The sequence below is a fragment of the Sphingobacterium paludis genome, from assembly GCF_004364125.1.
Classification (GTDB): domain Bacteria; phylum Bacteroidota; class Bacteroidia; order Sphingobacteriales; family Sphingobacteriaceae; genus Sphingobacterium; species Sphingobacterium paludis.
Window position 1 is genome coordinate 23,297 of sequence record NZ_SNZV01000002.1, and the last position, 21,863, is coordinate 45,159.

The window sequence follows — 21,863 nt, forward strand, 5'->3', positions numbered from 1 at the left end:
TAACTATAAACCACTATGATGAAGAAATTAATCGGAAGCATCCTTCTTTGTTTGAGCCTGATATGCGCAATGGCGCAAGAGACAAAATGGACAGCAGCTTCGCAACCGCTTGCAGAGGTTAAAGCGTTAAAAAAGCAGATTGTCGCACCGAAATTCCGCAATAAAGATTATGCCGTTACCAGCTTTGGAGCAAAGGGAGATGGAATAACAAAAAATACTGAAGCCATTCGAAAAGCTATAGAGCAGTGCAATAAAGACGGCGGCGGGCGCGTCGTCGTACCCGAAGGCATCTTTTTGACCGGCGCTATTTATCTAAAAAGCAATGTGAATTTACACATTCAGGAAGGTGCTACCATCTTGTTTAGTCGCGATAGTGCAGACTACCCGATGGTCTTCACCCGATGGGAAGGCATGGAATGCATGAATTTCTCTCCCTTTATCTATGCGTATGGCGAAGAGAACATCGCTATTACGGGAAAAGGCCTTTTGGATGGTAATTCCGACAACGACCATTGGTGGTATTGGTGCGGCGCGCGCAAGTATGGCTGGAATGAAAGTAAACCCGGCGAGCAAAAGCCTGCAAGAGCCCTTCTGCACCAACAGATGGCTGAAGAGATGGATCCTCGTAAAAGGATATATGGCGATGGACATTTCCTACGGCCCAACTTTGTGCAGCCCTATCACTGTAAAAATGTGTGGATTGCCGATGTGAAGATGATCAATTCGCCGATGTGGAACCTTAATCCGGTATTGTGTGAGAATGTGCTTATCGAGCGGGTTAAAGTCGTAAGTCATGGACCGAATAACGACGGATGCGATCCAGAAGCATGCAAAAACGTGTGGATCAAAGATTGTTATTTTGATACGGGAGATGATTGTATTGCCATCAAATCTGGGCGAGACGAGGATGGCCGTAATATAGGTCGCCCTGCGGAAAATCACATTATCGAAAATTGTATGATGAAAGATGGCCATGGTGGTGTGGTCATCGGTAGCGAGATAGCGGGTGGTGCAAGAAACATCTATGCGCTTAACAATGTGATGGATAGCCCAAATCTAGACCGCGCTCTGCGCATAAAAACAAGCTCTAGCCGCGGAGGCACCATTGAAAATGTCTTTTTCTATAACACCGAAGTAGGGCAATACAAGGAGGCTGCCGTACGGTTTAATATGTTTTACGAAAAGCCGGGCAAGCATATCCCGACGATCCGCAATATATGGGTGGAAAACCTAGAAGTTAAGGGCGGCGGTAAGTATGCCGTGCTATCCAATGCCTACGAATCATCGCCGGTGACCAACTTTACGATGATTAATTGTAAGATCGACGGTGTTCAAGAACCCTACAAGGTGGACTACTTGAAGCAAGTGACGCTTAAGGAAGTGGTCATTAATGGCAAACCACTCTCATCATTTGACTAATGAGGTATAAACTACTGCTAGCTGCACTAGTACTGGGTTCTTTGTTACAAGGGCCATGTTATGCGCAAGCCAAACATTGGCAAAAACAAGAACGCCAACTACACTATACGGCGGATCAGGGCGACTTTTTGTTGGTGAATGGCCGATACCGATTTAATCGGGCACTCTATGGTGATAACCGCGCGTCACGCGTTGAAGCGGGAGACTTGCCGGAATTTGCCCTGTATCTTCCCGGGATGGGCGGTAATTTACAGTTCGTCCTGGCACGGGATGGTCGGTATAAAAAGCTCATTGATGTCGATCGTATAGAAACACGCTACCGAGCAGGCAAAATGACGTACCGCATTCATGACGAACTTCTTGGGAGCGGGAGCCTGACCTTGACGCTGCTTGCCCAATATAAAGAGGAAGGTTTGGTGTTGAAAGTATCCGGCGAAGGTGTGGATCCAAAAGCACTTTTGTATAGTATATATGGTGGTGCTAGTGGTAAAACGTTCAGCCGAAATGGTGATATCGGTGCCGATCCGGAGTCTAGCTTCTATCTGTTGCCTGCATACGCCAAGGGCAATATTTTTGATGTGCAGAAGACAGGGTTCACCTTGCGCTATGTGGGCAAGCGAAATGAAGAACAGGTTGTACACGGCGACTTCGGAGGCGCGCAACAGCTAGCCTTAGCGGATGCTGCGGTGCTGCAGTCCATAGCTGATCTGGAGCAGCGCGAGCCTACAAATAGCCCGATCGTCTATGCGAAATATACAGTGCTGAACAAGCCTGTATATATTCAAGTAGCAAAGGGGCCGCTAGCTGGAAAAGTAAAGACCAACAAAGCACTATCTGAGCTGTTTGCCGAGGCTGACCAAGCCCGGCAGGCGGTGGCCAGTCGCGTCAAACTGCGCACGCCCGATCAACACATCAACACTATTGGCGAGACGCTAGCGCTGGCAGCAGACGCTATTTGGGAAAGCCCCAGTTACCTGCATGGCGCTGTCGCATGGCGCATGCGGCTCAATGCTTGGCGAGGGGCTTATGCCGCCGATGCGCTCGGTTGGCATGATCGGGCCAAAGAGCATTTTTCCGGCTATCTGCGGTCCCAAGTATTGGAGCCAAACGCCGGCCCCGTGGTTATGGACACCGCCTTGAATTTAGCACGGCACATCGAAAAAATGGGAACCTCGGTGTTTAGTAGTGGTTATATATCACGAAATCCTAATAACAATCAAGTGCCTCACCATTATGATATGAATTTGGTGTTCTTCGATCAATTGTTTACCCATTTCGATTACACCGGCGACAAGAGCTATTTAAAGGAGGTTTGGCCTAGTATCTTGCGGCATTTGGCTTGGGAAAAGCGCAACTTCGATACCGATAACGATGGCCTTTATGATGCCTATTGTGCTATTTGGGCGAGTGATGGCCTGCAGTATTCGGGAGGCGGCGTGACCCACAGTAGTGCTTACAACTATCGGGCGAATCGTGCTGCTGCCAAGCTAGCAGCTATCTTGGGCATCGATCCGCAGCCCTTTACCGCGGAGGCCGATAAAATTGCAAATGCATTAAAAGCCCGGTTGTGGATCGCAAATCAAGGTCACTTTGCGGAATTTGAGGATCAATTGGGAAACAGATTACGGCACGAAAGCCCAGGGTTGTGGACAATCTACCATATCGCCGATGCCTTTCTGTTGGATGATTTTGAAAGCTACCAGAACACGCAATACATACATAACCATTTGCCGCATATCCCTATACGGGTTAAAGAACAAACGGAGCCAAATTTATATACCCTGGCAACAAGCACCTGGCAGCCTTATACTTGGTCGGTCAATAATGTGGCGCTAGCCGAAAATTTGCAAGCCGCACTGGCATTCTGGCAATCTGGCCGTCATGAGGATGCTTACCTACTTTGGAAAAGCAATTTGATAGAGAGTATGTACCATGGCATCAGCCCAGGTAACTTCCAGCAATTGTCGCATTACGATGCTTTTCGGGGAGAACTATACCGCGACTTCGCAGATCCTATTGGCGTAGCATCGCGCACGTTAGTGGAAGGACTGTTTGGATTCTTACCGCGCTTAATGGACAAGGAGATCCTTGTCCGTCCTGGTTTTCCTCCATCTTGGGATTTTGCTGAAATAGCATTGCCGCAATGGCAGTATACGTACCGCAAGACAAAAAGTGAAACGCATTTCGATATCCGTACCCAATTTGGACAGCCGCTCAAAATGAAAATGGAGCTCCCAATACGTTATACGAAAGTAACAGCAGTAACTGTAAATGGAAAAGATGTGCCATGGTCGCTGAAATCTACCGCTATAAACATGCCTGTCATCATTTTCGAAACCACGGCATCAGCCAATTTTCAGGTTGAGATCAAGGGAGAAGGTACATTGGATCTTTCTGCAGCAGCTGTTTACGAACAACCCTACAGTGAAGATTTTGTTTTGCCTTTGGGCAAAGATCAGGTGATGGGCGAGGTTTACGATCCGCAGCAGCTATTACGTGGTCATCAGGGAAATCGGTTTCAACTGCAGTCAGCGATGCGGAAAGGCACCTTTTTCGTGCAGGTACAAGCCGGGCAAATGAACTATTGGCGAGCCGTCGATCTAGCGCTTGTGGAGCCGGTACAACATTATTTTTTTAGTCAGGATGGTAAGCATACGTTACGTTTGAAAAATATAGGCACACAAGCCTATAACCTAGCGCTGAAGGCAGGAGCTTTCGAACGAAAGGTAGTGTTGACATCCGGCGAAGAATGTACCATGGACATCTCGAGTGCCATACTGACGAAAGGTGCCAACACTTTTGATCTAAGGGCAGGTGATGCCACTTGGACCATAGCCAATAGCTACTGGGAAATCGATCATCCGCAAGCATATGCTCCTCAAGATCTTTCTACATTTTACAACGCACGTGTAAGCGATATTTTTGAACAACGCTACCTGTCGCCACGGCCTGTAGGACCGACGTTGCAATTGCCTTGGCAAGGAATAGGCAACTGGTGCTATCCGTTAACAACAGCAAATATTGATGATCAAGGATTGATGGACCAGCGAAAAGATGATATCGTTACCTACCTCGGTATTCCGTTTCTGATCAAGGGAACACAGCGCAATATCATGTTCACCAGCCAGTGGGATAACTATCCGACCAAAGTGGAAGTTCCACTTTCAGGAAAAGCAGAAAAGCTGTATCTACTCATGGCCGGCTCCACGAACCCGATGCAGTCGCAAATCGTGAACGCAAAGGTCCGCGTACACTATATGGATGGACATGAGTCGATCTTGGAATTACGTAACCCAACCAATTGGTGGCCTATTGAGCAGGATTACTTGGACGACAATTATGCCTTTGAGTTACCCGATGCCACGATTCCTTATCGGGTACAGCTAAAGACAGGGGTCTTATATAAAGGGGGCAGCCTGAGTCAATATGATGATATCAAAGGTCTTTCTTCGCGTGCAATAGATGGCGGTGCCGCCAGCATCTTGGATCTTCCACTTGATCCTTCTAGGGAACTGAAATCCTTAAGCCTGATCTGTGAAGCCAATGATGTCGTAATCGGCATTATGGCGGCTACCCTATTACAAAATAATGGACATAAAATAGTGAACAGATAGATAACGTGTGAACTTTTAATACATACTATGAAAAAGAATATCATCTTCGGAATTGCGTTGCTGCTCTTTGCAGCCTGTCAAACGCAGCAGTCGAACAAAATAGACCGGAAAGCCGTGGTGCAACGACACAACGTTTTTAATAACAGCATGGATACGCTAGCCTCTTTGACCGTTGGCAATGGTGCTTTTGCCTATACCGTGGATGCTACGGGTCTGCAATCTTTTCCGGCATATTATAAAAATGGGGTTTCTTTAGGCACGCAATCCGAATGGGGCTGGAATAGTTTTCCAAACACCGGAAAGTTTAGCTTTGAGGAAACGCTTAAATCGTACGATTTTAATGGGGAAGGTCGTGAGGCGAAGTACAGCATACAACACAAGGAGCCGGGTCGGCATCGGGATGCAACGGAGTATTATCGGGTTAATCCGCATCGTTTGCAACTAGGGAATGTTGGCTTTGAGATTCAGCTCAAAAATGGCGCATTAGCCAACGTCCAGGATATTCAGGACATTAAACAAACCATTGATCTTTGGACAGGTTTGATCCACAGCGTTTTTCAAGTAGAAGGTGAACCTGTGGAGGTGTGGACCGCTGCTGGGCAGACCAGCGACCACGTTGCGGTAAAGGTGTCTTCGCCTTTACTTGCTGCAAGGCGTATCAAGGTATCCGTCCGTTACCCTTACCCTACGGGCAAGTTTTTAGATGAGGCGGCTTATTACGACGAGGAGGCAAAACATACCTCCACGTTGTTGATGCAAAATAGCACGACGGCGCTGCTGGAACATCGCTTGCCGGGAACGAGCTATTTTACCCGGCTGCATTTTTCTGAAGGACAATTTGCCGAGCAATCCAAACACCATTTTGTCTTGACGCCGTCACCGCAATCGGATACGTTTGAATTGGCTTTTGCCTTTGCCCAAAAAAATGAATTTGATGAAAATAAGCTCGGTTATGCACTCACCCAACAGGAGAGTGCCGACGCTTGGGAAAGGTACTGGCAGAGCGGTGCTGCGGTAGACTTCGCCGGTAGTACGGATCCGCGCGCCCATGAGCTCGAGCGTCGCGTGGTGCTGTCGCAATACTTGACGAAAGTGCAGTGCGGCGGAAGCAACCCGCCGCAGGAAACCGGGTTGACGTTCAACAGTTGGTATGGAAAGCCGCACACCGAGATGCATTGGTGGCATGGCGTGCATTATGCCCTGTGGGGGCGTCCAGAGATTATGGAGAAAACCCTCGGTTATTACTTCAAAACCTTCGATAAGGCAAAGCTTTTGGCGGAGCGACAAGGATACCAAGGTGTTCGCTGGATTAAAATGTCTGATAATAAAGGCAACGAAAGCCCGTCATCCGTTGCTGCATTTCTCATTTGGCAACAGCCACACATCATTTATATGACCGAATTAGCGTATCGAGACCAAACCGATACGGCCCTATTGCACAAGTATAAAGAATTGGTTTTCGCTACCGCTGATTTTATGGCAGACTATGCATACTACGACAAAGAAAAAGACCGCTATAACCTGGGTCTGGGTGTCATTCCTGCACAAGAGGTGTTTAAAGCGGCAGAGACGAGAAATCCCACCTATGAAGTGGCCTATTGGGATTGGGCATTGCGGATTGCACAAAAGTGGAAAGAACGCCTCGGCGAGCCTCCTGTACAAAAATGGAACGATGTAATCGATAAATTGGCACCGCTACCGGTGCAAGGCAACGTGTACTTGGCCACCGAAACCGCTACGGATTCCTACACCTTTCCAAAGTGGATGACCGATCATCCGGCGGTTTTGGGTGCGCTTGGTATGGTGCCCGAGTCGCCCAAACTTGACAAGACCATCATGAAAAATACATTGGATACCGTGTGGGCAAAATGGTCATGGAAAGATACTTGGGGCTGGGATTTTCCCATGACGGCTATGAATGCCGCTCGGCTAAACTTGCCTGAAAAAGCGTTGGATGCTCTTTTTATGGATATTCAAACAAACACCTACCTAAAAAATGGACATAATTATCAGGATGATAGGCTGCGTATATACTTACCTGGAAACGGTGGGCTACTGACAGCGGTCGCTATGATGTTGGAAGGTTGGGATGCCTCCACCGAAGAGCTGCCCGGATTTCCGAAAAACGGGTCATGGAAAATAAAGAAAGAAGGTTTTAAGAAAATGCCCTAACACAATGAAAAAGATCTATTTATTACTCTGTGCAGCAACACTGCTACAAACGCTCCATGCACAGCAATTTACAGATAAGAAGGAGCTATTACAAAAGCTGCGGACGGCGAATGACTATTTTATGAAAAAATGGCCAGACCCCGCCAAGCGAATCGTGACCAACAAAGATCGCGCAGCAAATATTTGGACGCGAGGTGTTTACTATGAAGGTCTCCTCGCTTTCTATACCATAGATAAGCAAAAGAACTATTATGACTATGCTGTGGAATGGGGTGAGAAGCATGATTGGAAGCCCGTTCGAGGCGAGGTCTACACCAGACATGCCGACAATCAAAATTGCGGGATGACGTATATCGATCTCTATCGTATTGATCCCCAGCCCGAACGTATAGCGGCTATCAAAATGAATATTGATTCGCTTATTCGGAGTGGACGCGTTGACGATTGGACCTGGATCGATGCTATCCAAATGGCGATGCCGATATTCGTAAAACTCGGTGTAACCTTGAAAGATACGGCATACTTTAATCATATGTACAAAATGTACCAGCACATCAAGTATGTTGAAGGAGGGCATGGCCTGTATAATCCGAAAGACCAGCTGTGGTGGCGCGATAAAGATTTTATTCCGCCATATAAAGAGCCTAATGGCGAGGATTGCTATTGGTCGCGCGGGAATGGCTGGGTGTTGGCTGCATTGGCGCTTGTCCTACAGGAACTGCCAAAATCTGACCCACATTACAAGGAATATCTGCAAGACTTTAAAAGCTTAGCGACAGCGTTGTTACCGCTTCAAAGAGCGGACGGCTTTTGGAACGTAAGTTTGCATGACCCTAAACATTACGGCGGAAAAGAAGCTTCGGGGACAGCGCTATTCGTCTACGGTATGGCTTGGGGAATCAATAACGGCCTGCTCGATAAAAGCGCGTTTTTACCAAGTATAGAGAAAGCTTGGCTGGCCTTGGCTAATGAAACCATTCAACCCTCCGGCTTTCTAAGTTATGTACAATCCACCGGCAAAGAACCCAAAGATGGTCAGCCCGTGACAGCGGAGAAGATGCCAGATTTTGAAGACTATGGCTTGGGCTGCGTGCTCTTAGCCGGAACGGAAGTATATAAGATGCTCGAATAAAATCACACTGTGCTATTGTTCTGCTACCCGGAAGATCGCCTAACCACGATCTAAACCTATTGATATACGCTAACATCGCGGAGCGCTTGCTCCGCAAATTATAACACCAAAAACTATATTTATGAGAAAATCGCATCACAACAGTATGCTTAAAGGCATTCTAATCGTACTGTTTTTTTGGGGAACGCTGCCCATGATTCGGGCGCAGAGCTTCTCTGCTACAGGGAAGGTAATAGACGAGAATAATCGGCCCATTCAAGGGGCGAGTGTGCAAGTAAAAGGAAAGCCGAACAGTACGCATACCGACGCAGCCGGGGCCTTTACACTAACGTTGAATGACAATGACGTATTACAGGTCAGTTTTGTAGGGTATGCCGCAAAGGAAATTCCCATCACGAACCGTCAACCCCTTGTTGTCACGTTGGTCAGTACGAATAATGATCTAGATGAAGTTGTCGTGATCGGCTACGGCACATCCAGAAAGAGGGATTTAACAGGAGCCGTAGGATCGATCAAGGCGGATGAGATCCGAAACTTGCCCGTTACGACCGCTGCTCAAGCCATTACAGGCAGGGTTGCTGGCGTGAATGTAGTGACCCAGAGTGGCGCCCCCGGGGCGGGTGTCAACATCTTGGTGCGTGGCGGAACCTCCATTACCGGATCAACAAAACCGCTATACGTGGTAGATGGTTTTGTGATGGAAGATGCCCTGATGAAAATAGATATCAACGATGTAGAAAACATCGATATTTTGAAAGATGCATCGGCCACGGCAATTTATGGTGCCCGTGGAGCTAACGGTGTGGTATTGATCACCACGAAGTCAGGAAAATCTGGGCGCACCACGATCGATTACAATGCCTACGCCAGTTTCGAAGGGTTGAGCCGTAAGCTAGACATGCTGCAGGTGGAAGACTATGTAAAATATCAGTACGAATACCAAACCTTGGCCGGGCGGCAACAAGACTACGCTAATATGTTTGGTGGCAATGTCAATGATCCTGATTTTGCTACCGGAGCCTACGAACGCATCCGTCGCGATTACGGTACAAGGCCAGGCATCGATTGGCAAGAGGAAGTTTTTGGTGGGCAGGCGATGCTGCAGGCACATAATGTCAATGTATCCGGCGGGAGTGAGAAAACGAAACTGCTCCTTTCCTACAACAACACCAATCAAGATGGCATCTTGGCCAAATCGGGCTTCCGCCGAAACAGCGTGCGCGCGAAGGTAAACCATGAACTACGCGAAGGCGTCAACATCGACTTTAATTCCCTATTTCAAGATGCAAACACCCAAGGTGGGGGCTCGCTCAATGGAATGCTAAAAATGTCGCTCTTGCAACCAGCCACAGGCGGAGCCCGCTTTACGGACGAGCAGTTGCTGTATACCGATATTGCGGAAGAACTGCAGCTTATCAACTCGCAGTATGACGTGTACAACCCGATTATTATGAATGATGCCCTTAATCGCGCCAAGGCAGCTCGCCTGGCCAACATCAACGTCGGGTTGACGGCCAACTTCTTAGAAGATTTTACCTTTCGAACATCAGGATCCTACCAATGGGGACAAACGCGTACAGATTTTTGGGATGACGGACGAACCATCAACGCCCGCAATAACAAAGGTCCTTTTGGATCTATCAAAAACGCAGAAGGCTTTGAATGGCAATGGACAAATACCCTATCGTGGATGAAAGATTTTGGTAAGCACCATATAAATTTGCTAGCCGGTCATGAAGTCCGCTATGAGGAAAGTCAATCGCTCGCCCATCAGTATTATGAGTTTCCCAACAGTAACTTTGGCTTGAAAGATGTGAGTCTGGCTGGGCGCACCGAAAGAGGGGAGTCCGAAGCGGTTCGATACGGTCTTGTTTCCGGATTTTTTAGGGCTATCTACAATTATGATGACCGGTACCTTTTCACAGCCACCATGCGGGCCGATGGGGTATCCACATTTAGGGAGGGCAACAAGTGGGGGGCTTTTCCTTCGGCTTCTGCGGCCTGGAATATCCATAATGAATCTTTCTTGAAAGACTCCGAGTTCGTTAACCAACTGAAACTGCGGGTTGGCTATGGCACAACGGGGAACGACAAAATCGGGAATACGCGCTATGCAACCTTATATGGGTCTACAGTTGCCGCTATGGGAAATACCACATTAGTGGGCGTTAAGCCAAGTTCGACGTTAGGAAACCCGATGTTGGTATGGGAGAAAACCCAAACCACCAATATAGCCGTTGACCTGTCCCTGTTTAACAGTCGGGTAAATTTAACCACAGATTTCTACAACAATGAATCTAAAAATTTATTGCTGGAAGTCAATATCCCCACATCCACGGGCTATAGCAAGCAGTTTCAAAATATAGCAGAACTGCGAAACCGTGGGGTCGAATTTTCCCTGAATACACTAAATATCCGGCGCGACAATTTTCAATGGAAAACGGTGCTGAACTTGACGTTTAATCGATCCAAAGTGAAAAGTCTTTACGGCAGTGGCGGAAACGACTATATGATCAATTCGTATGAATCCCGAATCAATTTTTATACGCAAGTGGGTGGCCCCGTCAGTACATTTTATGGATATCAGTACGATGGCGTATACACGACCGATGATTTCACCCAGCAGGCAGATGGAAGCTATCTGCTGAATGACGGTGTGGCTTCACTCAAAGGAAAAAACAGGTCAAGTATCAAGCCTGGAGATGTGAAGTACGTCCCTGTGGCCGGGGAAACAGACGCCAATGGTAACCCGGTTTGGTCTACCAATGACCGTACGGAAATTGGCAGCCCTGAGCCCAAGTTCTTCGGCGGGTTCAACAACGAATTTATTTACAAAAGCTTCGATCTAAGCATCTTCCTCAATTTCGCTTATGGCAATAAGGCATTCAATATGAACACGCAACGGTTCATGGGGCCCTATCTCCCCAATCAAAATTCATTAGGACTGATGGCCGACCGCTTTACGTTGATTGATCCGGCTACGGGTGCGGAAACCACGGATTTGAATCGTCTTGCCACCTTAAACCCGAATCAACAGGATAAGAAGCAAATATGGAGCTTAAATTCTACAAACAACATTGCGATATCGGACCCTTTGGATTATTACCTGGAGGATGCATCGTTTCTACGGGTTAATAATGTGACATTGGGTTACACACTACCGTCCGATCTGTCGAAGAAGCTCTTCGTGCAACGCTTTCGCGTGTACCTCACCCTAAATAATATCCATACGTTCACCAACTATTCGGGGTACGATCCGGAAGTATCGGCCACTGATGCTATTTTAACACGAGGCGTCGATAATTCGGCCTATCCGCGTACGAGAAGCGTTGTGGCTGGCGTTAATTTAACCTTTTAATTAGAAAACCCATGAAAAAATATATGTTATACATCGCATGTTCGCTGTCGGTTTTGACAGTGTCATCGTGTAAAGATTGGTTAGAGCTGCCCTCGGAAAAAGATTTTGATAGCTCTACTATTTTTGAGGATGTGGGCAAAGTAGAAATGGCGATACTCGGAGCGTATACCAGCACATTCAATTCCGAGCTTTACTATCAGTTTGGTATGGGAACCGATGAGTGTTTTTCCACGGAGGGAGAGACCAATTCGAAAAATCAAGTGTCAAACTACGTGTACAATCCTGCAACAAGCCCATCATCCACCTACACCGCCATGTATGCAGGTGTAGAACAAGCCAATGTATTGATTAAAAATATACCGCTGATGACGGGGCTTTCCGACGCAGAAAAGGCGAAGCTGGACATGCTCTTAGGCGAGGCCTACGCGATTCGCGCAAAGAATATGCTGAATGTTGTGCGTTTTTTTGGCGATGTCCCTTACCCGCGTGTTCCTGTTATCGATATGCCTAGCTTTTCGTCCTCCCGCGTAAACCGCGATACGATCATTGACGGTTGTATAGCCGATCTGCAAGCGGCCATTCAGCTTTTGCCTTGGAAAGGTGAATCGGGACTTCCTGTTGAACGAATCTCCAAAAACGCAGCACACGGTTTATTAGCACGAATGGCCCTATACGGCGCAGGCTATTCGCTACGCTGGGATTTAAATTCGTATTCACCGTCCAGTGTGCAGTTGGCCAGAAGGCCGGATGCAGCACGCATTCAGGAGCTGTATCAAATCGCTCGCGATGCCTGTAAGGCCGTCGTGGATAGGGGGGAAAATTCCCTCATTGATTATGAAACGATCTTTCGGGATCTGGTTAACGGAAGGTATAATCAGGAATCGATGTTGGAATATGGTCAGAAAGGCATTGATCGCAATGACGCACAGGTGGGCTATACGAATGGCATTTTTGCACATACGCAATCTTTTTATTTAAAGGCGCAGCCCGCTATGGCGGCACTACCGACTTACTATTTTGAATTCCAACCGGATGATAGTCGACGAGATGTGACAATTGCTAGTTATGCCATTACAGCAGATAGCAAACATCAAATGAATACCTATGCCAGCAATACCATTGGCAAGTTTCGCGTCAATTGGAAGGCTGAATTAGGTCCTGCCGTAAATCGAAGGGATATAAACTGGATCGAGCTCCGGTACGCGGATATCCTGTTGATGTATGCCGAAGCGGAAAATGAACTGAACGCCGGCCCTACGAGCATCGCCAAGACGCTCCTTGAGGAAGTGCGACTTCGCGCTTTTAAGGGTGATCGATCTAAAATCGGTGCTACACCAGCTGATTATGGTAGCTTTCAAAACGCGCTGATTCAGGAGCGCAAATTGGAGTTGGGCTTTGAGGGCTGGCGTAGAACAGACTTGATCCGTTGGGGCATCCTTTTCGAAAAATTGACGGCCACGAAACAGGAAATTTTAGACCTTGCCAATCGCAGCGGTAAATATGCAGATGCAGATCGTTTCCGAGCATACAAGAAAACCGATGCTAGGGTGTTCAACGACCCTACAGTTGCCTTGCCCTTTATTGGGTTTAAGTCGGAGCCCAGCGCCGCAGAGAAAGCCAGTCTAGAAGCGGAGGGATATACGCTTCTGAATATGTATAGCTCCACATCCGCCTTTTTCGCCAATACGTTTACGGCTAACGCCATCTGGGTGCGCAATATTTACCGGGGGCTGGAAAAAAATAAGGTGGAATTGTTCCCCTTAGCTACGACGACAATTGATAACAATCCAGGACTACGCGGTCAGCAACATCCGTTGTATTAAGGGGTATGGTTAGCGCGGTTTAGTAAGGATACAATAAAAGATTTAAACGATGTTATTCACAACAAAAACAACCTATATACTGGTCTTCCTGATTTTTCAGGTGCTGTGCCTGCAGGCGCAACCCGTAAAGCTATATCAGCAATTTGCAGATTCTGAAATAAAGCGTTTCCCAGAAGCCTGGCAGCTGGATCACGGGAAGCGGCTTTATTTTGGTTACGCACAAGGGCTAGGCTGTTTAGCCATGCTGAAGCTATGGGAGAAAACTACGGATCAGCGTTATTTCGACTATGTAGAAGCCTGGGCAGACACGATAATTAACGAAAATGGCGATATCCACCTGTACAAAATAGAAGCCTATAATATCGACTATATCAATCCCGCAAAGATCTTGTTCACGCTTTACGACAAGACGGGCAAAGCCAAGTATCAACGTGCGATCGAGAAATTGATGGGGCAATTGAAACATCACCCGCGAACTTTGGAAGGTGTATATTGGCATAAACTTATTTATCCCCATCAGATTTGGCTAGATGGCATTTACATGGGCGATCCTTTTGTCGCTGCCTATGGAAAGTTCGTCAACGATTCGACGTATTTTGACGATGTGCTCAACCAGATATTGGTGACCGCAAAGCATACCCGCGACAAAAAAACAGGACTCTATTACCACGCTTGGGATGAAAGCAGAAAACAGCAATGGGCGAACAAAGAAACAGGTCAATCCCCTAATTTTTGGGGGCGCAGTGTGGGGTGGTGGTTTATGGCCTTGGTGGATGTGCTTGACTTTATACCCGCAGATTATCCCAAACGGGACAGCGTAACAACCTTGCTTGCTGACTTAGCCGATACCCTTCCTCGCTATCAAGATGAAGAGGGCCTGTGGTGGCAGGTCTTGGATAAACCCCACGCGGATGGAAACTACCAAGAGGCATCTGTGAATGCCATGTTTATGTATGCCTATGCCAAAGCTGTAAACAAGGGCTATATCGCTAAAAAATACAAACGTATTGCCGAAAAAACGTGGTCGGGCATCGAGCGGAAGTTGCTTAAACGAGAGGCTGATGGAAGCTTAACCTTGATGCAATGCAATGCCGTAGCCGGTCTGGGCGGGCATCCATACCGCGACGGCAGCTATGGGTATTACGTTAATGAACGGGTGCGTGAAAACGACAGTAAGGCCACTGGTCCGCTGATCATGGGGCTGCTGGAATTGGATAAGTAAATTGCTGCAACAAATTCGCCTCCTATTCGATTCCGTGAAATCGAATAGGAGGCTTTTTATACCCTAATTTAGAGTCAACAAACTACTTGCATTAGTCTTTTTCCACTGACCAGCTCGGAAGGTAACGCAGGAACGACATGATCTTTTCCTTATAGATATCCGTGTTAAGCCGGTAGTAGAACGCACCTTTCTTCGAATTCTCCTTGTCTTTTTCCTTTTGTTTGATAATTAAATCAGAAGCCAATAGCTTTCTACTAAAATTTCGCTTATCCAGCTGAATATTGTAAACACATTCATACAGCGAGGCTATCTGAGGAATGGTAAATTTATCAGGCAATAGTTCAAACAGGATCGGATAGAGCGCGGCCTTGGTACGCAATTCCCTTTTCGCCGATGCAATCATATCCTTGTGGTCAAATATCAGTTCCGGATGTTCATCCAGCGGAAACCACTTGGCCTCATATTGATCGCTGATAATATGCTGGTACTGTTGGGTATCTATTAAGGCAAAATAGGTAATACTGACCACCCGTCTGTGGCTTTCCCGCTGGGGGTTACCGAATATGCCGCAATGGTTCATATATACATCCTCCAGTCCCGTAAGCTCCTTCAAAACGCGCGTCGCCGCGCCTTCCGGGCTTTCCTCGGGTTTCACAAATCCACCCATCAAGCTCCATTTATTTCGCTCAGGCTCCATCGCCCGCTTGACCAAAAGAATTTCTAACGACTCCCCGTTAAACCCAAAAATAATACAATCAACCGCTAGGAGTATGCTAGGTTCACCTGTGTAAAAGACCATACTGATTTCTCTTCATCATGACGTTATTGGATAGGCATTGTTCTGACATGCGTTTCAAATCTAAAAAATAGATTGTGTAATTTATAGTTTTTTATTGTCTATAAGGGCGAGCGGTAACGTTTGCCAGCTAACAGTAGCGTATTGTTGCACCTGCCGCCGGAACCAAAAATTAGGCGACGTAGCGGATTTAGCAAAAAATAAAGTTAAAAATTTCATTTTGTAAAAATATAAATGTTAATTTGACACTAATAATCTAAGGATAATTTCCATCTATGGTTTTAATAGAGACGAATTCTGGGATTATGTTGTTTTATGAATCAGTGTTATAAACCAAAAAGGTATTAAAAATAATGAGTAAATCGTATGTGATCGGCGTGGACTATGGAAGCGATTCTGTTCGGTCGGTTTTGGTAGATGCGAGCAATGGCCAAGAAATTTCATCCTCGGTATTTTACTATCCACGATGGAAAAGAGGTGCTTTTTGCGATGCTTCGTCCAGTCAGTTTCGCCAACATCCCCTAGATTATATTGAGGGATTGGAGGCCACGGTCAAAGAGTGCTTGTCTAAAGCCGGCGGCGCATCCATTGCGAAAGATGTAAAAGCTATTTCAGTAGATACTACAGGATCTACGCCCGTAGCGGTCAACGAAAATGGTGTGCCTTTGGCCTTGCTGGACGAATTTTCGGAAAACCCCAATGCGATGTTTGTCTTGTGGAAAGACCATACATCCGTGCAGGAAGCACAGCAGATCAACGACCATGCAAAAAAATACGATACAGACTATTTACAATATGTAGGCGGTATCTATTCTTCGGAATGGTTTTGGGCAAAGCTACTGCATATCTTGCGCGTCGACGAGAAAGTACGCCAGTCGCTCTACACTTGGGTAGAACATTGTGATTATATTCCTTTCTTACTGACGGGAGGCACGCGCGCTGTCGATATAAAGCGTAGCGTTTGTGCAGCTGGTCATAAATCCTTGTGGTCTGCGGACTTCGAAGGCGGGCTGCCTCCGAATGATTTCTTTAAGGCGTTAGATCCGTTGCTCGATGGAATAACGGCACGCTTATTTACAGAGACCTACACCTCTGCGGAGTCTGCTGGCAACCTGTCTAGCGAATGGGCTTCACGGTTGGGTTTGTCTACCGATGTCGTTATCGGCGTAGGCGCATTTGATTGCCATATGGGCGCAGTAGGCGGACAAATAGAGCCTTACTACCTCAGCAAGGTGATGGGCACCTCGACCTGCGATATGCTTGTTGCTCCGAAGGATGAGGTAGCCGATACGTTAGTTCGTGGTATCTGTGGCCAGGTCGATGGATCGATTATCCCCGGCTTGATCGGGATGGAAGCCGGGCAATCCGCTTTTGGCGATGCCTATGCCTGGTTCAAGCAAATTTTGATGTGGCCGGTGGCCAATCTGCTGGCCGAAGCCCAAGGTATTGCTGAAGATGATATTGCAAAGATCACCGCACTGATCGACAATCAGCTGATCCCGAAATTAAGTGCAAAGGCAGAAGCCTTGCCGGTCACCGTACATACCGAGCTGGCTATTGATTGGTTTAATGGGCGCCGCACACCCGATGCCGATCAAACGTTGAAAGGCGCCCTTCAAGGCCTGCATTTAGGAACGGACGCACCGCGTATCTTTCGCGCCATTGTAGAAGCAACATGCTTCGGTGCAAAAAGTATTGCCGATCGATTTGTCGAACAAGGCATTCCCGTGAAAGGCCTGATCGGGTTAGGAGGTGTCGCGAAGAAATCACCCTATATTATGCAAACCATGGCTGATGTGATGAATATGCCGATCCGGATTCATAAAACAGAGCAAACCTGTGCTATTGGTGCGGCTATGTTTGCCGCAACAGCAGCGGGAATATACCCTCGTGTGGAAGACGCCATGTCGGCTATGGGGCAGGGCTTCGAAAAAACGTATGAACCTAGACCAGAAATGGTCGCGATTTATGCGGCCCGCTATGCGAGGTACCAAGAACTAGGTCAATTCATTGAATCACATCCAACGGAATAGGTCGTTGATGTTAGGGGTGACTTTTTTAGTCTTTAGTTTTAACTTGTTACTTCTAACTTTTGACTTTTTTAATTTTGACTTCTAACTTATCACTTTTGAATTTTAACTTGTCACTTCTAACTTTTTTTACTTTTCAATTTTGACTTATCACTTATCACTTTTGACTTATCACTTCTAACTTTTTTTACTTTTTAATTTTGACTTTTTAATTTCTATAATGTATCAATCAATCAAAGAAGAGGCCTACCACTGCAATATGCAGTTGCCCAAACTGGGGTTAGTACTTTTTACATTTGGCAATGTGAGTGTCGCCGACCGCTCGCAAGGTGTTTTCGCGATAAAGCCCAGTGGCGTGCCTTACGAAGATCTTGCTGCTGATCAAATGGTCATCGTGGACTTTGACGGCAATATCGTTGAGGGCAAGTTGCGGCCTTCTTCAGATACCAAAACACACGCCGTACTCTATAAACATTGGGAGGGAATTGGCGGGATCACCCATACCCACTCCACGTACGGCACGGCCTGGGCACAAAGCCAACGTGATATTCCTATCTTCGGGACGACCCACGCCGATCATTTAACTACGGATATTCCCTGCGCGCCGCCGATGAGCGACGAAATGATTCAGGGAAATTATGAATATGAAACCGGTTTTCAGATCATCAACCACTTCGAATCGCAAAAACTCGATTACAAAGAAGTCGAGATGGTGTTGGTAGGCAATCACGCGCCATTTGCTTGGGGCAAAACGGGTATCAAATCGGTTTACAATAGTGCTGTTTTGGAGACAGTAGCGCAGATGGCTGCCTTGACGGAGCAAATAAATCCGCAGGCGCCACGCTTAAAGGAGGCATTAATCAGAAAACACTGGGAACGCAAGCACGGTGGCGAAGCGTATTACGGACAGGAATAAAAGCGATACAGGATAAAAATGCAGCGCATGGTGTGCAAGCCGCCGCGCATGATCAATATAACAAAACTATTCAAATGAGCATTGACTTAAAAAAACTAGAGGTTTGGTTTGTCACAGGCAGCCAAGATCTATACGGTGAAGAAACACTTCGCCAAGTTGCGGTACACGCGGAAGAAATTGCGCAGTATCTTTCATCACATGAAGGAATTCCAGTGCGCGTGCTGTACAAACCTATTGTAAAAAATACCGATGAGATCTACAACACAATTGTAGAAGCGAATACCGCAAAAAACTGTGTTGGGGTAATTACCTGGATGCACACCTTCTCTCCAGCAAAAATGTGGATCAGAGGATTAAAGGCTTTGCAAAAGCCGCTATTGCACTTGCACACGCAATACAACCGCGATATTCCTTGGGACAGCATGGATATGGATTTCATGAACTTGAATCAAAGTGCGCACGGCGATCGCGAATTCGGACATATCGTTAGCCGCCTGAACATCCCTCGTAAAGTTGTTACTGGCTATTGGAAAGACGAAGAATTGATCGAACGGATCAACGTTTGGGCGCGTGCCGCTGCCGCTTGGCAAGATTGGCAAGGCGCTAAGTTTGTACGTTTTGGTGATAATATGCGCTATGTTGCTGTTACCGATGGCGATAAGGTCTCTGCAGAGAGCCAGTTTGGATTTTCAGTGAATACCTACCCAATAGGCGATTTAGTCGCCGTAATCAATGCGGTTAGCGAAGCGGAAATTGAAAGCTTATTAAAAGAATACGAAGAAAGCTATACGTTGGCAGCAAATGTTGTGGAGGGGGGAGCACAGCGCGACAGCTTGATCGAAGCCGCTAAGATCGAGATTGGTCTGCGCAAATTTTTAGAAGCCGGAAATTACAAAGGATTTACCGATACATTTGAAGATCTGCACGGGATGGTTCAGCTTCCAGGATTAGCCGTTCAACGGTTGATGGCCGACGGCTATGGATTTGCAGGGGAAGGCGACTGGAAAACACCAGCATTAGTGCGTGCCTGTAAGGTGATGGGTGCCGGACTGCCAGGAGCATCTGCTTTTATGGAAGACTATACCTATAATTTTGATCCGGAAAATGCGATGGTCTTAGGTTCGCATATGTTGGAAGTTGATGCAGCATTAGCTGCGGATAAGCCCAGCATCGAAGTGCACCCACTTGGTATTGGTGGTAAAGCAGATCCAGCGCGACTAGTATTCAATGGCATCAGCGGAGCTGCTTTAAATGCATCCTTGGTAGACATGGGCACACGATTCCGGTTGATCGTTAACAAAGTGGAAGGCGTGCCGGTAGAGCAAGAATTACCAAAACTACCTGTTGCGCGCGTATTATGGAAGCCCCTGCCTGATATGAAGACGGGCTGTAGCGCCTGGATACTCGCTGGTGGCGCTCACCACACCGCATACAGCCTTAGTCTTACCCCAGAATACCTGGAAGACTTCGCGCGAATTGCAGGTTTGGAATATGTTGTGATTGATGAAAATACAACCTTAACCAGCCTAGAAAATCAGCTGAAGTGGAATGAATTATACTATTTGCTGAAAAAATAAACCTACGCAGGCCTTCCGATTTTACGCCTTGGCGCTGAAGTCGGAAAGCCTGTATCATAGCCAGCACACAAAAACATGGAAAAATTCGCATCGGTAGACTACGTTATCTTCGTGATCTACTTCTTTATTGTAGCCGGATACGGCTATTGGATCTATCGGAAGAAAACGAGCGCGCAAAGTAGCAGTAAAGATTATTTTCTTGCCGAAGGATCCCTTACCTGGTGGGCCATTGGCGCTTCGTTGATTGCGTCAAACATATCCGCCGAACAATTTATTGGGATGAGCGGTAACGGCTTTGAGGTCGGTATTGCGGTGGCAGCCTACGAGCTCATTGCTGCGGTCGCCCTCATTATCGTCGCCGTATGGTTTATACCGGTGTATCTGAAGAATAAAATCTTCACCATGCCGCAGTTTCTTAACAATAGGTACAATGAAACCACCAGCCTGATCATGGCTGTATTCTGGTTATTTTTGTATGTTTTTGTAAACTTGACATCCATTTTATACTTAGGAGCTATAGCCATATCGAGTATGGCAGGTGGGGCTGAAAGCTTCCATATGATTATGGTTGCACTGGCGGTTTTCTCTGTGATCATCACCTTAGGCGGCATGCGTGTCATTGGTTTTACCGATGTCATCCAGGTGGTCGTGCTGATTATAGGGGGTATCGCAACCACCTACGTTGCGTTAACGATGGTGAGCGAGCATTTTGGATTAGGCAAAGATGTTTTGGCTGGTTTCAATATGTTGATGCAAGATTCGCCAAATCACTTCCAAATGATCGTGGATAAGCCCGGACCAGGCGCCTCGCAGGAAGATATCAACAAGTATCTTATGCTGCCTGGAATCGGGATGTACCTCGCCGGTATATGGATCGTAAACCTGAACTATTGGGGATGTAATCAATACATCACCCAGCGCGCACTCGGTGCCGATTTAAAGACAGCGCGTACAGGTATTTTGTTCGCCGGTTTGCTAAAATTGTTGATGCCTATTATCGTCATGCTGCCGGGTATTGCGGCGTATGTGCTTTACAAGAATGGTGCTTTGCAGCAAGAAATGGCACCGGGCGGCGTCTTCCATGCCGATAATGCCTATTCCGCTATATTGGGATACTTGCCAAATGGCATGAAGGGACTTGCTTTGGCAGCGTTAACAGCAGCTATTGTAGCCGGATTAGCCGGTAAAGCAAATAGTATAGCTACTATTTTTACCTTGGATATCTACAAAAAATACATCAGCAAAGAAGCCAGCGAAAGCAAAATGGTATGGGTAGGGAAGATCACCATTGTGGTTTCGATTCTTGTATCCGTGCTATTTACATGGAATGACACGCTTGGCATCGGTGGTGCGGGCGGCTTTACGTTTATACAGAAATACACCGGCTTTATCAGTCCAGGTGTTTTTGCGATGTTTTTACTGGGCATGTTTTGGAAGCGTACCACCGGTGCGGCGGCAATAACTGGCCTGGTGACAGGATTTGGCCTTTCGGTATTTTTTAATGAATTTGCAACAAAAGTATTTGGCCCTGAAACCTGGATATACACCGCATACCTCAACAAACATGGCGTGTATGAAATACCTTTTCAGATTTGTATGGGCTTGGCCTTCGCGTTCACGCTCTTGCTGATGGTGCTCGTCAGCCTATTTGGTCCTAAAGAAAATCCAAAAGCATTTGAGCTGGACAAGAAAATGTTCAAAGTCGAGCCGTCCGTCATGGTGTTGATCGTTGTTACGCTGTTATTGGTTACCGCGATTTACGTACGGTTTTGGTAATATGCTATGCGTATGTGTAGTGTCGCAC

At 46.9% G+C, this 21,863-nt stretch carries 12 protein-coding genes; 11 read left to right on the forward strand and 1 reads right to left on the reverse strand.

Annotated features, from left to right (window positions below; genetic code table 11):
• The first annotated feature begins 15 nt into the window (after positions 1-15).
• The 7 genes from B0I21_RS03080 to B0I21_RS03110 all read left to right on the forward strand — a co-directional run bounded on the left by B0I21_RS03080 (position 16) and on the right by B0I21_RS03110 (position 14,740).
• Positions 16-1,419, forward strand: a complete 1,404-nt coding sequence (locus B0I21_RS03080) for a glycoside hydrolase family 28 protein (protein ID WP_243835932.1) — start codon at positions 16-18, stop codon at positions 1,417-1,419.
• Positions 1,419-5,033 carry a DUF4450 domain-containing protein gene (locus tag B0I21_RS03085; RefSeq protein WP_133639022.1) on the forward strand — a complete coding sequence of 1,205 codons (3,615 nt, stop codon included), beginning with the start codon at positions 1,419-1,421 and terminating at the stop codon, positions 5,031-5,033. The genes B0I21_RS03080 and B0I21_RS03085 overlap by 1 nt, the downstream gene beginning before the upstream one ends.
• Before the next feature lie 27 nt (positions 5,034-5,060).
• Positions 5,061-7,205: a hypothetical protein gene (locus B0I21_RS03090; protein ID WP_133639023.1), complete on the forward strand. Its 2,145-nt coding sequence runs from the start codon at positions 5,061-5,063 to the stop codon at positions 7,203-7,205.
• 4 nt (positions 7,206-7,209) lie between these two features.
• The gene (locus tag B0I21_RS03095) at positions 7,210-8,337 is read left to right on the forward strand and encodes a glycoside hydrolase family 88/105 protein (protein ID WP_133639024.1); all 1,128 of its coding nucleotides are present in this window, start codon (positions 7,210-7,212) and stop codon (positions 8,335-8,337) included.
• Positions 8,338-8,458: 121 nt separating this feature from the next.
• On the forward strand, positions 8,459-11,695 hold the full coding sequence (locus B0I21_RS03100) for a SusC/RagA family TonB-linked outer membrane protein (protein ID WP_133639025.1): 3,237 nt from the start codon (positions 8,459-8,461) through the stop codon (positions 11,693-11,695).
• 11 nt (positions 11,696-11,706) lie between these two features.
• On the forward strand, positions 11,707-13,518 hold the full coding sequence (locus B0I21_RS03105) for a RagB/SusD family nutrient uptake outer membrane protein (RefSeq protein ID WP_133639026.1): 1,812 nt from the start codon (positions 11,707-11,709) through the stop codon (positions 13,516-13,518).
• Positions 13,519-13,567: 49 nt separating this feature from the next.
• Positions 13,568-14,740 (forward strand): glycoside hydrolase family 88/105 protein, encoded by a 1,173-nt coding sequence (locus B0I21_RS03110; protein ID WP_133639027.1) that lies wholly within the window; start codon positions 13,568-13,570, stop codon positions 14,738-14,740.
• A gap of 91 nt (positions 14,741-14,831) precedes the next feature.
• Here B0I21_RS03110 and B0I21_RS03115 read toward each other — a convergent pair whose 3' ends face one another.
• Positions 14,832-15,539 (reverse strand): NUDIX hydrolase, encoded by a 708-nt coding sequence (locus tag B0I21_RS03115; RefSeq protein ID WP_133639028.1) that lies wholly within the window; start codon positions 15,537-15,539, stop codon positions 14,832-14,834.
• 350 nt (positions 15,540-15,889) lie between these two features.
• On the opposite strand from B0I21_RS03115, the gene B0I21_RS03120 reads away from it, so the two are divergent.
• The 4 genes from B0I21_RS03120 (at position 15,890) to B0I21_RS03135 (ending at position 21,835) form a co-directional block, all read left to right on the forward strand.
• Positions 15,890-17,569 carry a ribulokinase gene (locus B0I21_RS03120; RefSeq protein WP_133639029.1) on the forward strand — a complete coding sequence of 560 codons (1,680 nt, stop codon included), beginning with the start codon at positions 15,890-15,892 and terminating at the stop codon, positions 17,567-17,569.
• A 217-nt stretch (positions 17,570-17,786) separates the two neighbouring features.
• Entirely contained in the window at positions 17,787-18,482 is a 696-nt protein-coding gene (locus B0I21_RS03125) for an L-ribulose-5-phosphate 4-epimerase (RefSeq protein ID WP_133639030.1), read from the forward strand.
• Positions 18,483-18,556: 74 nt separating this feature from the next.
• Positions 18,557-20,059 (forward strand): L-arabinose isomerase, encoded by a 1,503-nt coding sequence (gene araA / locus B0I21_RS03130; protein ID WP_133639031.1) that lies wholly within the window; start codon positions 18,557-18,559, stop codon positions 20,057-20,059.
• Positions 20,060-20,134: 75 nt separating this feature from the next.
• Positions 20,135-21,835, forward strand: coding sequence for a sodium:solute symporter family transporter (locus B0I21_RS03135; protein ID WP_133639032.1), 1,701 nt, complete (start codon positions 20,135-20,137; stop codon positions 21,833-21,835).
• The last annotated feature ends 28 nt before the right edge of the window (positions 21,836-21,863 follow it).

Bases quoted from the DNA above. Each gene is read 5' to 3' on its own strand.
- B0I21_RS03080 (WP_243835932.1), top strand. From the start codon at position 16: ATGATGAAGAAATTAATCGGAAGCATCCTTCTTTGTTTGAGCCTGATA.
- B0I21_RS03085 (WP_133639022.1), top strand. From the start codon at position 1,419: ATGAGGTATAAACTACTGCTAGCTGCACTAGTACTGGGTTCTTTGTTA.
- B0I21_RS03090 (WP_133639023.1), top strand. From the start codon at position 5,061: ATGAAAAAGAATATCATCTTCGGAATTGCGTTGCTGCTCTTTGCAGCC.
- B0I21_RS03095 (WP_133639024.1), top strand. From the start codon at position 7,210: ATGAAAAAGATCTATTTATTACTCTGTGCAGCAACACTGCTACAAACG.
- B0I21_RS03100 (WP_133639025.1), top strand. From the start codon at position 8,459: ATGAGAAAATCGCATCACAACAGTATGCTTAAAGGCATTCTAATCGTA.
- B0I21_RS03105 (WP_133639026.1), top strand. From the start codon at position 11,707: ATGAAAAAATATATGTTATACATCGCATGTTCGCTGTCGGTTTTGACA.
- B0I21_RS03110 (WP_133639027.1), top strand. From the start codon at position 13,568: ATGTTATTCACAACAAAAACAACCTATATACTGGTCTTCCTGATTTTT.
- B0I21_RS03115 (WP_133639028.1), bottom strand. From the start codon at position 15,539: ATGGTCTTTTACACAGGTGAACCTAGCATACTCCTAGCGGTTGATTGT.
- B0I21_RS03120 (WP_133639029.1), top strand. From the start codon at position 15,890: ATGAGTAAATCGTATGTGATCGGCGTGGACTATGGAAGCGATTCTGTT.
- B0I21_RS03125 (WP_133639030.1), top strand. From the start codon at position 17,787: ATGTATCAATCAATCAAAGAAGAGGCCTACCACTGCAATATGCAGTTG.
- araA (WP_133639031.1), top strand. From the start codon at position 18,557: ATGAGCATTGACTTAAAAAAACTAGAGGTTTGGTTTGTCACAGGCAGC.
- B0I21_RS03135 (WP_133639032.1), top strand. From the start codon at position 20,135: ATGGAAAAATTCGCATCGGTAGACTACGTTATCTTCGTGATCTACTTC.